Genomic DNA, 12,869 nt, shown 5'->3' on the forward strand with positions numbered 1-12,869 from the left:
CCGCCTTCGCGGAGGAACCCTCTGTATCTTATGCCTTCGCCTTGGTGCGGCGGATTTCGGCGCGAACCGAAAGGCCGAGGGCGTCGGCGACGAGCGCCGACTGTTCGGTCTGATGGCGGCTCATCAGGCCGGTCGCGGGCGAAGCGGCAGCAGCGCGTCCGGCATAACGCGGGCGCATGCCCTTGTGACCGGATTCGTTCAGCGCGTCCTCGATAAAGGGTTCGACGAAGAACCAGCTGCCGTTGTTGCGCGGCTCTTCCTGCGCCCAGACCACCTCTTCCAGATTCTTCATCCGCTTCAGGCGGATCGCAAGCGGCTCGCCGGGGAAGGGATAGATCTGCTCGATGCGGATCACCGTCGTATCGGTCTGCCCGGCGGCATCGCGCGCTTCCATCAGGTCGTACCCGACCTTGCCCGAACACAGGACGACGCGCTTGACGTCGGCGTCGGCGGGCGCGGTCCGGTCCGACATGATGCGGCGGAAATGCGCGTCGCCGATGAAGTCCGAACGCTGCGACACCGCCAGCTTGTGGCGGAGCAGCGATTTCGGCGTCATGATGATCAGCGGCTTGCGGAACGAGCGCAGCATCTGGCGGCGCAGGACGTGGAAATAGTTCGACGGGGTCGAAATATTGCACACCTGGATATTGTCGCCCGCGCACAGCTGGAGGAAGCGTTCGAGGCGCGCCGAGCTATGTTCGGGACCCTGCCCTTCATACCCGTGCGGCAACAGCAGCACGAGACCGTTGGCGCGTAGCCACTTGGCCTCGCCCGCGGCGATGAACTGGTCGATCATGATCTGCGCGCCGTTGGCGAAGTCGCCGAACTGCGCTTCCCAGAGCACCAGGCTCTTCGGATCGGCCATCGCATATCCATATTCAAAGCCGAGCACGCCATATTCGGAGAGCGGGCTGTCGAGCACCTCGAACCGCCCGTGCGGCACCGTGGTCAGCGGAACATATTTATGCTCGTCGATCTGGTCGACCCAGACGGCGTGGCGCTGGCTGAACGTCCCGCGACCCGAATCCTGGCCCGACAGGCGAACCTGATAGCCTTCGCTCAGCAAGGTGCCAAAAGCGAGCGACTCGGCGGTCGCCCAGTCGAACACTTCGGTGTCGCTCTTGTCGGCGAACATCGCCGCGCGGGCGTCGATCACGCGGCGCAGCGTCTTGTGGACTTCCAGGTCGCCGGGGATCGTCGTCATGATCCGGCCGATCGAGTCGAACAATTTGTCCGACACGCCGGTCGCGATGTTGCGACGGGCATTCTCGGCATCGGCAGGCGCGTGCAGCCCGGACCAGCGACCGGCGAACCAGTCCGCCTTGTTGGGCTTATAGGTTTTCGCGGCCTCGAAATCGCCTTCGAGCTGCGCGACGAACTCGGCGCGGCGCGCGTCGGCCCAGCCGGCGTCGATGACGCCCTCGGCTTCCAGCTTCGCGGCGCACAGCTGCGACACCGGGGGATGCTGGCGAATGACCGCGTACATCAGCGGCTGGGTGAACGAAGGCTCGTCGCCTTCATTGTGGCCGAAGCGGCGATAGCACCACATGTCGATCACGACGTCGCGCTTGAACTTCTGGCGGAAATCGATCGCGAGCTTGCACGCAAAGGTCACCGCTTCGGGATCGTCGCCATTGACGTGCAGGATCGGCGCCATCACGCCCTTTGCGACATCCGACGGATAGGGCGACGAGCGCGCATATTGCGGGCTGGTCGTAAAGCCGATCTGGTTGTTGACGATGAAGTGGATGCAGCCGCCGGTGTTGTACCCGCGGATGCCCGAAAAGCCGAGGCACTCCCACACGATCCCCTGCCCCGCGAACGCTGCGTCGCCGTGGATCAGCACGGGCAGGACCTGCTCATGCTTGTCGAGGTCGTCGCGCACCACCTGCTGCGCGCGCACCTTGCCGAGCACGACCGGATCGGCCGCTTCGAGGTGCGAGGGATTGGGGACGAGCGACATATGCACCGACGCCCCGCCGAACTCGCGGTCGGTCGAGGTGCCGAGGTGATATTTGACGTCGCCCGATCCGCCGACATCGTCGGGGTTCGCGCTGCCGCCCGAAAATTCGTGGAAGATCACCTTGTACGGCTTGGCCATCACGTTCGCGAGCATGTTGAGCCGCCCGCGGTGCGCCATGCCGTACACGATTTCCTTCACGCCATATTGGCCGCCATATTTGATGATGGCTTCCATCGCGGGGATCATGCTTTCGCCGCCGTCGAGGCCGAAGCGCTTTGTCCCGACATATTTGCGCGCGAGGAATTTCTCCCATTCCTCGGCGTGGATCACCTTGTTCAGGATGGCGCGTTTGCCCTCGACCGAAAATTCGATGATCTTGTCGGCGCCTTCCATCCGCTCCTGAAGAAATGCGCGCTCCTCGATGTCGGAGATGTGCATATATTCCAGGCCGACGTTGCCGCAATAATTGGCGCGCAGGATCGCCACGATTTCGCGAACCGTCGCTTTTTCAAGGCCGAGCGCGCCACCGATCCAGACCGGGCGGTCCTGATCGGCGCCGACGAAGCCATGATATTCGGGCGTCAGGTCGGCAGGCAGTTCGCGCGTGCTGAGCCCCAGCGGGTCCAGGTTCGCCGCCAGATGGCCGCGCACGCGATAGGTGCGGATCAGCATCATCGCGCGGATCGAATCATTCGCCGCGCGTTCGACTTCGACGTTCGACAGCGGCGCACCGGCTTTCGCCGCGGCCGCCTTGACCGCAACCTGCATCTGCTGCGGATCAAGCGCGGCGGTCAGGTCGTCGCTGTCGATGACAGGCCAGTTCTTCGGCGCCCAGCTGGGGCCGGCCTGGACTTCATCGACGTCGAAGCTTTGTCGTTCGAGGTTCATTTCTCTAACCTATCCGTGACCCTGCGGAGGCAGGCGCCATGTCCAAAAGCTTGTGCCCCTGCGAAGGCAGGGGCCAATTACATCTCGTGTTCCCCCGCGCAGGCGGGGGTCCATGCTAGGGTGCAGTGGATCCCCGCCTGCGCGGGGAAACATGATTAAACCAAAGTCTCAAACAGATCGGACCAATCGGGATTACGCTCCTCGATGCGACTGATCTTCCACGCCCTGTTCCATTTCTTCATTCGTGCTTCAAACTGCCTGGCGTCGTGGACGCTCTCGAATGCTTCGTACCAGACCAGCAATTTGCATCCATATTCCTTCGTAAAACCCTCGATCACGCCTTCGCGATGCTGCCAAACCCGCTGCGGCAAGTGACTCGTTACGCCAATATAGATAGTTCCGTTTTTCCGACTTGCCATGATGTAGACAAAACCGGGTCGAACCATCTCAGACCTTCCTTCCGCGTTCGCCCGCGAACCTTCCGTGTTCCCCCGCGAAGGCGGGGGTCCATGCAACGTCGCAATGGATCCCCGCCTTCGCGGGGACACACGGAAAGGAATATCCAGCAAAAATCAGACGCGTTCTTTCAACACTTCGGCAAGCGTCGAGCCGAGTTCGGACGGGCTGGCCGACACGGTGATCCCGGCGGCTTCCATCGCCGCGATCTTGCTTTCGGCGTCGCCCTTGCCGCCCGACACGATCGCGCCGGCGTGGCCCATGCGGCGACCCGGAGGCGCGGTGCGGCCTGCGATGAAGCCGGCCATCGGCTTTTTGCGGCCGCGCTTGGCTTCGTCGATCAGGAACTGCGCCGCCTGCTCTTCGGCATCGCCGCCGATTTCGCCGATCATGATGATCGACTTGGTCGCCTCGTCGGCAAGGAAGAGTTCCAGCACGTCGATGAAGTTGGTGCCGTTGACGGGGTCGCCGCCGATGCCGACCGCGGTCGTCTGGCCCAGCCCGACGTTGGTGGTCTGGAACACCGCTTCATAGGTCAGCGTGCCCGAGCGCGAGACGACGCCGACGCTGCCCTTCGAAAAGATGCTGCCGGGCATGATGCCGATCTTGCATTCGCCGGGGGTCAGCACGCCGGGGCAGTTCGGGCCGATCAGGCGCGATTTCGAACCCGACAGCGCGCGCTTCACCTTGACCATGTCGAGCACGGGAATGCCCTCGGTGATGCAGACGATCAATTCCATCTCGGCATCGATCGCCTCGAGGATCGAATCGGCGGCGAACGGCGGCGGCACATAGATGCAGCTTGCGGTCGCACCGGTCGCGGCCTTGGCCTCTTCGACCGTGTTGAAGTTCGGCAGGCCGATGTGCGTCGTGCCGCCCTTGCCCGGCGTCACGCCGCCAACCATCTGCGTGCCATAGGCCAGCGCCTGTTCGGTATGGAACGTGCCGGTGGCACCGGTCATCCCTTGCGTGATGACCTTGGTATTCTTGTCGATGAGGATGCTCATAAGCTCACTTCCGTTTCCGTGCGCCCCCGCGAAGGCGGGGGCCCATCTCCAGATCTTGGTTCACCAGCAGCCCCGTTTCGAGAGCGTGGGTGATGGCCCCCGCCTTCGCGGGGGCACAGCAATTACGCGAGGCTGGGGTCCAACGCCTTGCACGCGTCGAGCAGTTCCTTGACCGCATCGACCGAGACCTTCAGGCCCGCCTTGTCTTCGCTATCGAGTTCGATCTCGACGATCTTCTCGACGCCGCCGGCACCGATCTGCACGGGCACGCCGACATACAGGCCGTCGAGGCCGTATTGGCCGTCGACATAGGCGGCGCAGGGCAGGATGCGCTTCTGGTCGCCCAGATAGGCTTCGGCCATCGCAATGCCGCTCGCGGCGGGTGCATAGAAGGCCGAACCGGTGCCGAGCAGCGCGACGATCTCGCCGCCGCCGCCACGCGTGCGCTTGACGATCGCATCGATCTTGTCCTGGCTCGACAGGCCCATCTTGACCAGGTCGGGGACGGGAATGCCGTTGACGGTCGAGTAACGGACCACGGGGACCATCGTGTCGCCATGGCCGCCGAGGACAAAGGTGTTCACATCCTTGACCGACACCGCGAATTCGTCGGCGATGAAGTGGCTGAAGCGCGCCGAGTCGAGCACGCCCGCCATGCCGACGACCTTGTTGTGCGGCAGGCCCGAGAATTCGCGCAGCGCCCACACCATCGCGTCGAGCGGGTTGGTGATGCAGATGACGAAGGCGTCGGGGGCGTTGGCCTTGATGCCTTCGCCGACGGCCTTCATGACTTTCAGGTTGATGCCGAGCAGGTCGTCGCGGCTCATGCCCGGCTTGCGGGCGACACCGGCGGTGACGATGATGACGTCGGCGCCGGCGATATCCTTGTAATCGCTCGTGCCGGTGATCTTGGCGTCAAAGCCGGCGATCGGACCAACCTGCGACAGGTCGAGCGCCTTGCCCTGCGGCACGCCTTCGACCACGTCGAACAGGACGACGTCGCCGAGTTCCTTTTGCGCAGCGAGCAGCGCGAGCGTTCCGCCGATATTCCCGGCTCCGATCAAAGCGATCTTTTTGCGTCCCATGGCGCGCGGCACTCCCTTCCTGGCAAGCCCGGCAATGTGGTTCACGGATCGGCGCGGGCACGGGCTGAAAGCACCGCGTCGGTCCCAAAGACCGGGTCGCCCTACGCCGATTCCCTTAACGAAACAACAGCGAAAAGGACGAAAAACCCGGTTTTTTTGCAAATAGTTCGCAATAGCCTTAGAGATGGTTTCGCTCGAAACCGGCGATCGGTATCGCGGGCTTTTGTGACAAGCGCGTCACAGTGGCTTGGCCCCGGCGGCGCGCTGCGATATGCCATGCGGGCTCGGGAATGAGGGGATGCATTTCGGGAGACAAATCGATGGACAGGATCACGCGCGCTGCCGTTGCGGCCTTGTCGCTTGGCGTGGCGACGCCGGTCGCTGCCAGCGAGAAGGGCTGGGACGATGCCGGGACGATCGCGAAGAACGCGCTGGTCGTTGCGGCTTTCGGTGTTCCCGCCGTGCAGGGCGACTGGGAGGGCGTGCTCGAAGCGGGGGGCAGCATCGGCGGTACGATCATCATCACGCAGGGGTTGAAAGAGGCCTTTCCCTCGCGCCGCCCCGACGGCAGCGATAACAAGAGCTTTCCCTCGGGCCACACGTCGACCAGCTTTGCCGCCGCGGCGACGCTCCACAACCGCTATGGGTGGGAGGCCGGGTTGCCCGCCTATGTCGTCGCATCCTTTGTCGGGCTCAGCCGCGTCGAGGCAAAGAAGCACCGCGTCGGCGATGTGCTCGTCGGCGCCGCGATCGGCACCGCGACGGGGCATCTGGTCACGACCAGGGCCGACGACCGCGTCCATATCTTCCCATGGGGCGACACCAAGAGCGCCGGAGTCGATGTGACGTTCCACTTCTGACTGGCCCGCTTCTGACTGGCCCGCTTCTGACCGACCCGCGTCCGACCCGCGCGATCAGCTGTTGCCCGACGCGTCGTCCTGGCCATGCCCCAGCGCGAGATAATCGTCCGACTGCATTTCGGACAGGCGGCTCGCGGTCCGCTCGAACTCGAACGCTCCGTCGCCCGCGACATACAGGTCGTCGGGGATCGCCGCGGCGCTGGCGAGCAGCTTGACCTTATACTCATAGAGCGCGTCGACCAGCGTCACGAAGCGCGCCGCCTCGTTGCGGTTCTCGGGACCCATCCGCGGGATGCCGACGATGATGACGGTGTGGAAATGACGCGCCACCGCCAGATAGTCCGACGCCCCCCGTGCTTCGGCGCACAGCCGCTTGAACGAGAAGACCGCGACGCCCTTCAGCGCCTTGGGCACATGCAACGTCCGCCCCCCGCCCAGGTCGAGATCGAGCGTCGGGACATGCGCGCGGTCCTCGGGCGGATAGTCGGTCAGGCGGAAAAAGGCCGCCGACAGCGCGGCGCTCGCGGCGTCGTCGGCGGGCACGAACCAGCGCGCCCCGTCGCCCAGGCGATCGCGGCGATAATCGGTCGGGCCGTTCAGTCCCATCACGTCGAGCTTCGTCTCGACCAGCCCGATGAAGGGCAGGAAATGCTCGCGATTGAGCCCGTCCTTGTACAGATCGGTCGGCGGGCGGTTCGACGTCGCGACGACGGTGACGCTCTTGTCGATCAGCGCCGTGAACAGCCGTGACAGGATCATCGCGTCGGCGCTGTTGTTCACCACCATCTCGTCGAAGGCGAGGCAGCGGACATTTTCGGCGAGCGCGGCTGCGACCTGCGGGATCGGGTCGCCGCTCTCGGTCTTGCGGACCTCGCGCATCTGCGCATGGACGTCGAGCATGAAGGCGTGAAAATGGACCCGCCGCTTCCGCTGAATGTGGAGATGATCGTAGAAAAGATCCATCAACATAGACTTCCCCCTCCCGACCGCGCCCCAAAGATAGACGCCGCGCGGCGCCTCGGGCTTGCGGCCCGCGATCCGCCAGAGCAGGCTGCCGCGCGGCGGGGCGGCTTCGAGTTCGGTTTGCAGCAGGTTCAGCCGCTCGGCCGCCCGGCGCTGCTCGACATCGGGTTTGAGCTCGCCCGCCGCAACAAGAGCGTCATAGGCGGCGAGGACGCGTGTCATTTCTTGCTGGCCTTACGGATCGTTCCGGCAAAGGTCAGCACGATATGGCTATCGCCGTCGCCCTGCACGACCATGCCGCGCAGAAAGATCAGCCGACCCGTTTCGCGGACCAGCTCGACGATCGCGTCCAGCGGTTCGCCAAGGCGACCGGCACCAACGAACTGCGTCGATAGGTCGAGCGTCACCGAATGGCCTGCGTCGAGCGAGCCGAACTGGTGCGAGGCGGCAAAGAGCGCGATATCGACGAGCGCGAGCGTCACTGCGCCGTGGACATTGTCACCAAGGTTGCTGTGCTGGCGCTCGGGCGTCATCCGCACGCGCGCGCGCTGACGCCCGTCCTCGGTCGGGCGCTCGACACGAACCGACAGCGGCTCGATGAAGGCATTGAAACGGCTCGGGTCCTTGAGGTTCCAGCTGACCCAGCCGTCGGCCAGCTCCTCCGCACTGAAATTCTCGCGCCGCTTCGGCTCCTCGATTCCGTCGTTCATGCCGTGCAATATCCGTCCAGTGCCTTTGAGCGAACAAGGTCGCCATAATAATCGGCCATCGCTTTGGCCCGCGCAGTGTCGCTGCCGATCCACCGCGCAGCCGCTGCGAGCCAGCCCGCCGAACAGCCCTCAAGCGCGCCCGCTCCCCGCGCGCAAGCAATAAAATCACGAAAGGCAGAGCGCCAGCGGTTGAAATCGGCGATCGCCATGATCGGACCATGGCCGGGAACGACCTGCTCGGCGCCCGATGCGGCGACCCCGTCCAGCGCCTTCAACCAGCCTTCGGGGCACGCCGTGTCGAGGAAAGGAACGGGGAGCGTTACCAGATCGCCGACGATCGCGCGCTTCTCCGCGGCGTCGTAAATCCACAGGTCGCGCTCGGTCGCCGCATGGTGCGCGACGCGCAGCGACAGCGGGCGGCCCGCGATCGCCATGTCGCGCGATTCATCGACGATCATATCGGGACGAAGCTCGGCGCCACGCGCAATCGTCGCGACGTCGCCTTCGACGTCGGGGACCGCGCTCGCAGGAATGGCACCATCGGCAAGCGCTTTGCGGGCGAACTCGGCGCTTTTCGCAAGAAAACCCGTCAGCGCGCCATCGATGGCCGAGGTGCCATAGACTTTGACGCCGGGATGCGCCGCCTTGAGCGCCGGATTGCCGCTGACATGGTCGAGATGCCAGTGCGTGTTGACGATCGCGACGAGGGGAAAGCCAAGCGAGCTCAGACCCTGCTCGATGGCCGTGAGATGCGCGGCGTGTCGACCGCTGTCGACAAGGATCGAACCCTCGGGCCCGTAAAGAATCAGGCTGTTGCCATCGGGCGAGCGGCCGGGTTCGAAACCGCCGCCGATCAGGAAGGTCGCGCCGCCGATACCATGCGCATAGGTGCGCGGCGCTGGAACGGTTTCGACGGACGGACTGGCGGCACAGCCGGCGAGCGCCAGCGCAACCAGCGCCGGCAGCCCGCGCGGCATCAGGCCTGGCGCTCGGCCGTCATCTTCTTGATTTCGGCAATCGCGCGCGCGGGGTTAAGCCCCTTGGGGCAGGCATTGGCGCAGTTCATGATCGTGTGGCAGCGATAGAGGCGGAAGGGATCTTCCAGCTCGTCGAGCCGCTCGCCGGTCATCTCATCGCGGCTGTCGGCCAGCCAGCGATACGCCTGGAGCAGGATCGCCGGCCCCAGGAACTTGTCGCTGTTCCACCAATAGCTGGGGCAGCTCGTCGAGCAGCAGGCACAGAGGATGCACTCGTAGAGGCCGTCGAGCTTCTCGCGCTCGGCCGGCGACTGAAGGCGCTCCTTACCGCTCGGCGTCGTCGTCTTGGTCTTCAGCCACGGCTCGATCGACGCATATTGCGCATAGAAATGGGTGAAGTCGGGGACGAGGTCCTTGATGACTTCCATGTGCGGCAGCGGCGTGATCTGGATGTCGCCCTTCAGATCCTCGATCGCCGTCGTACAGGCCAGGCCGTTCTTGCCGTTCATGTTCATCGAACAGCTGCCGCAGATGCCTTCGCGGCACGACCGGCGGAAGGTCAGCGTGCTGTCCTGCTCGCTCTTCATCTTGATCAGCGCGTCGAGCACCATCGGGCCGCATGTTTCGAGATCGATCTCGAACGTGTCGTAATGGGGGTTCTCAGCCTTGTCGGGGTCGTAGCGATAGACCTTGAACGTCTTGACGTTGCTCGCGCCCTCGGCCTTGTGGACCGTGCCCCCCTTTTTCGGGCGGCTGTTCTTGGGCAGGCGAAATTCGGCCATGTGTCTGGCTCCCCTGATGCAGTCGCGGTCGGCCTAGACCCGATTGAAAGTCTCGACAAGGGGGTGATGTTGCAAATGCGAAAGCCGCTGGCGGGCGCGCGGCGGACCCGCTAGGGGCGCGAGGAATGACCGAGGACGCCGCCCAACCCGCCGTTACCAGCCGCAGCGTCGCGAAAGGGCTGGGCACGACCGTCCTCGCGCGCCTCGGCGCGGTGGTCGAGATCGTCGCACAGCCGCTCTATGTGCTGATGTTCGGGCTCGCCGGCTATGGCCTCTATGCGGTGCTCTGGGCGACGATCAACCTGATCGAGAATATCTTCGACCTCGGCATGACGAGCGCGATGCAGCGCACCGTCCCGCAGTCGGCGAGCGACGCCGAGGCCGCGGCCGCGCTGCGCACCGCGATGCTGTTCGGAGTCGGCCCATGCCTGATCGTTGCGGCGCTGATCGCTTTCTTCGCGGCCGATCTCGCACCTTTCCTCAATGTCGCCGACCGGGACCGGCCGCTCGTCGTCCCGGCAATCCAGATTTTCGTCTGGGCGCTGCCTTTGTGGGCTTTCGTCGAGGTCGCGACCTCGGCGATGCGCGCGCGGATGGTGTTCGGCGCTGAAATCCGACTGCGGATCGTCTGGGAACAGATCATGCGACTGGTGTTTGCCGGGGCCTTTTTCGCGGGCGGGCTCGGCCTCAAGGGACTGTTCATCGCCCACCTCTGTTCGCTCGCGATTACCGCCGCGCTCTGCGTTCGCCTGCTCACCCGCTATTATGATTTCACGCTGCTGTGGCGCGGCGGGCGTGGGAGCGCGATCGAGCGCGACACATTCTGGGCCGGGCTGTCGATCCTGCCGTCGAACGTCATTGCGCGGCTGTTCGGCGATGCGCCCGCGCTGATCCTCAACCTGCTGCTCCCCGGCGCGGCAGGGGCCAGCGCATCGGCGCTCTTCACGATCGCGCGCAAGCTGTCGAGCGTCGTCCAGCTCGTTCGCATCGCGTTCGTCTACGTGATGGCGCCGCTCGCCGCGAGCGCGGAGCGCGAGGACCGCGCGCAGGTTGCCGACATCTATGCCTATGCGACACGGCTGATCTCGGCGATCGCGCTGCCCCTGGCGGCGGTACTCGCGGCGGGTAGCGCGTCGCTGCTCAGCCTGTTCGGCGCGCAGGCGCATATCGCGCAAGGCGCGGTGATCATCCTCCTCTTCGCGCGCGCGCTCGAGGCCGTGCTCGGCATTTCGATGCCAGTGCTGCAGGTCGTCGCAGCCTTCCGGCATCAGCTGACCGCCGCGATCTTCGGCGTGATCGTCGCGGTGGGCGCAGGCTGGCTGATCGTCGGCCGAATGGACGAACTGACGGGTGTGACGCTTGCGATGTCGATCGGGCTCGTCGTGATGGCAGGCATCCCGATGGCGCAATTGGCGATGAGCGAGAAGCTCCACCCCTTCGACCACCAATTTCCGCTCGTCGCGCTGCGCGGGCTGATGATCACGCTGGCCGCCGGGGCGCTTGCGCTGCTCGTCAGCCGCCTCCCCGATCCGGTAGCGCTGCCGTTGATCATCGTCATCGCCGTCGGCGCGATCTGGTCGTCGTTGCGCTTTGCGCTGCCCGAAGCCGACCGCGCGTCGCTCGGCAAGACGGGGCGCAAGCTGCGGCTCGTTTAAACTTAGGTCTTAATTTGGCCGCAAAATCGGTTAGAGACATCGCCACTTAATTCGCCGCTCCTGCGGCCAACAGGCGGAACATCATGTATCAGCAAGAACTCGCCCGCAGCGGCAAGCGGCTCTTCTTCATTCGCGGCACCTATATCTACATCACCATCGCCATCTCGGTACTGATCGCGTGGTGCAGCAAGGATTGGGGTCCGTTCAACACGGCTCTCGGCGATTGTGCGTGGTTCTGGCTGTCGCTCGGCGTCGCCAGCGCAGGCGCGATCGTGCGCGTCTTTACCAGCGGTTGGGCCGCGCTGGGCACCTCGGGCCGCGCCAAGGTTGCCGCCGAAGCGAGCGAACTCAACACCACCGGCCCGTACAGTCTGGTACGCAACCCGCTATATGTCGGACGCATCCTGAACTTCACCGGCCTCGCGATGCTGTCGGGCAGCTGGGTGTTCGGCGCGATCGTGTTCCTGCTGGGCGTCCTCATCTACGAGCGTATCTCGATCTATGAGGAAGAGTTTCTCCGCGAGAAATTCGGCGCCGCGCATGCCGAATGGGCGAAGGACGTCCCCGCGCTGCTCCCGCGCCTCCACGGCTGGGTGAAGCCCAAATATCCCTTCTGGTGGAAGCGCATGATCTGGCGCGAGCAGAACAAGCTGTTCCTGCTCGCCACCACCGTCTTCCTGACCTGGTTCGCGCGGCTCGATTTCAACTTCGACGCGCTCACCGCGGCGCAGTGGAACTGGGTCTATGCCTTTGGCGCGCTTGTCGTCGTCCGCTTCATCCTCGGCGGGCTGAAGATGATCGGCTTCTTCAAGGAATTGAGCTGAGCCGATGGGGGAGCAGCTTGCTCCCCTGATCGCAGTGGTTGGCAGCGACGGGTCGGGCAAGTCGACCCTGTCGGCGGACCTGCTCGCGCATGTCCAACAGACGCGCAGGGCCGAAAGCGGCTATCTCGGCCTCGGGTCGGGCGAACAGGGCCGCCGCATCGGCCGCTGGCCGGTCATCGGCCCGCCGCTGCATCGCTTTCTCGACGGGGTTGCCGACAGGTTGCGCGAGCCGGGCGAGCCGATCCCCGGCATGCTCGCGGCGCACTATGCGCTGAACAAGTCGAAGAAACGCCGCGCGAAGTTCGAAAGCCTGCTCGATGCGCGGCGCGCGGGCGTCACCATCGTCACCGACCGCTATCCCCAACTTGAGGTGCCCGGCCTCCATGACGGCCCGATCCTCGCCGGCCGCGCGCCGAACGCGCGCCTCGCCGTGATGCAGACCGACGAGCGCGCGCTCTATGCCGAAATGGCGGCCTATGTCCCGACGCTGGTGATCCGCCTGCATGTCGATGTCGACACGGTGATGGCGCGCAAGCCGGACCACGACCGCGCTCTCATCACGCGCAAGGTCGAGACAGTGCCGCTGCTCCGCTTCAACGGCGCGCCGATCGTCGATATCGACGCGACGATTCCCTATTACGAAGAACTGGCGCTCGCGATTGGGGCTGTCGATCGGGCGCTGGCGAACGTCTGACTTCT

The 12,869-nt window shown here is 64.8% G+C and carries 12 protein-coding genes; 4 read left to right on the forward strand and 8 right to left on the reverse strand.

Features of this window, described 5'->3' with window-relative positions; translation table 11 throughout:
* Nucleotides 1-28: 28 nt before the first annotated feature.
* The 4 genes from ACO055_RS08490 to mdh form a co-directional block, all read right to left on the reverse strand.
* Complete coding sequence (locus ACO055_RS08490; protein ID WP_422062150.1) at nt 29-2,851, reverse strand: 2-oxoglutarate dehydrogenase E1 component; 2,823 nt, start codon at nt 2,849-2,851, stop codon at nt 29-31.
* A 155-nt stretch (nt 2,852-3,006) separates the two neighbouring features.
* A complete protein-coding gene (locus ACO055_RS08495) occupies nt 3,007-3,297 on the reverse strand; it encodes a GIY-YIG nuclease family protein (protein ID WP_422062151.1) in 291 nt (96 codons plus the stop codon).
* Nucleotides 3,298-3,423: 126 nt separating this feature from the next.
* A complete protein-coding gene (sucD, locus tag ACO055_RS08500) occupies nt 3,424-4,314 on the reverse strand; it encodes a succinate--CoA ligase subunit alpha (RefSeq protein WP_422062152.1) in 891 nt (296 codons plus the stop codon).
* 122 nt (nt 4,315-4,436) lie between these two features.
* Nucleotides 4,437-5,399 (reverse strand): malate dehydrogenase, encoded by a 963-nt coding sequence (mdh, locus tag ACO055_RS08505; RefSeq protein ID WP_422062153.1) that lies wholly within the window; start codon nt 5,397-5,399, stop codon nt 4,437-4,439.
* A 320-nt stretch (nt 5,400-5,719) separates the two neighbouring features.
* On the opposite strand from mdh, the gene ACO055_RS08510 reads away from it, so the two are divergent.
* Nucleotides 5,720-6,259: a phosphatase PAP2 family protein gene (locus ACO055_RS08510; protein WP_422062154.1), complete on the forward strand. Its 540-nt coding sequence runs from the start codon at nt 5,720-5,722 to the stop codon at nt 6,257-6,259.
* A 54-nt stretch (nt 6,260-6,313) separates the two neighbouring features.
* Here the strand turns inward: ACO055_RS08510 and zapE are convergent, their stop codons facing one another.
* From zapE to ACO055_RS08530, 4 genes are read right to left on the reverse strand one after another with little or no spacing between them, the layout of a single operon-like run.
* Nucleotides 6,314-7,444, reverse strand: a complete 1,131-nt coding sequence (gene zapE, locus ACO055_RS08515; protein WP_422062155.1) for a cell division protein ZapE — start codon at nt 7,442-7,444, stop codon at nt 6,314-6,316.
* The gene (locus ACO055_RS08520; protein ID WP_422062156.1) at nt 7,441-7,932 is read right to left on the reverse strand and encodes a PaaI family thioesterase; all 492 of its coding nucleotides are present in this window, start codon (nt 7,930-7,932) and stop codon (nt 7,441-7,443) included. The genes zapE and ACO055_RS08520 overlap by 4 nt, the downstream gene beginning before the upstream one ends.
* Complete coding sequence (locus ACO055_RS08525) at nt 7,929-8,909, reverse strand: MBL fold metallo-hydrolase (RefSeq protein ID WP_422062157.1); 981 nt, start codon at nt 8,907-8,909, stop codon at nt 7,929-7,931. The genes ACO055_RS08520 and ACO055_RS08525 overlap by 4 nt, the downstream gene beginning before the upstream one ends.
* A complete protein-coding gene (locus ACO055_RS08530; protein ID WP_422062158.1) occupies nt 8,909-9,691 on the reverse strand; it encodes a succinate dehydrogenase iron-sulfur subunit in 783 nt (260 codons plus the stop codon). The genes ACO055_RS08525 and ACO055_RS08530 overlap by 1 nt, the downstream gene beginning before the upstream one ends.
* 125 nt (nt 9,692-9,816) lie before the next feature.
* On the opposite strand from ACO055_RS08530, the gene ACO055_RS08535 reads away from it, so the two are divergent.
* The 3 genes from ACO055_RS08535 to ACO055_RS08545 all read left to right on the forward strand — a co-directional run bounded on the left by ACO055_RS08535 (nt 9,817) and on the right by ACO055_RS08545 (nt 12,864).
* Complete coding sequence (locus ACO055_RS08535; RefSeq protein ID WP_422062159.1) at nt 9,817-11,346, forward strand: lipopolysaccharide biosynthesis protein; 1,530 nt, start codon at nt 9,817-9,819, stop codon at nt 11,344-11,346.
* Between the two features lie 83 nt (nt 11,347-11,429).
* Nucleotides 11,430-12,170, forward strand: coding sequence for a methyltransferase family protein (locus tag ACO055_RS08540; protein ID WP_422062160.1), 741 nt, complete (start codon nt 11,430-11,432; stop codon nt 12,168-12,170).
* 4 nt (nt 12,171-12,174) lie between these two features.
* Nucleotides 12,175-12,864 (forward strand): hypothetical protein, encoded by a 690-nt coding sequence (locus tag ACO055_RS08545; protein ID WP_422062161.1) that lies wholly within the window; start codon nt 12,175-12,177, stop codon nt 12,862-12,864.
* Nucleotides 12,865-12,869: the final 5 nt, after the last annotated feature.

This window comes from Sphingopyxis sp. (genome assembly GCF_965227415.1).
Taxonomy (GTDB): domain Bacteria; phylum Pseudomonadota; class Alphaproteobacteria; order Sphingomonadales; family Sphingomonadaceae; genus Sphingopyxis.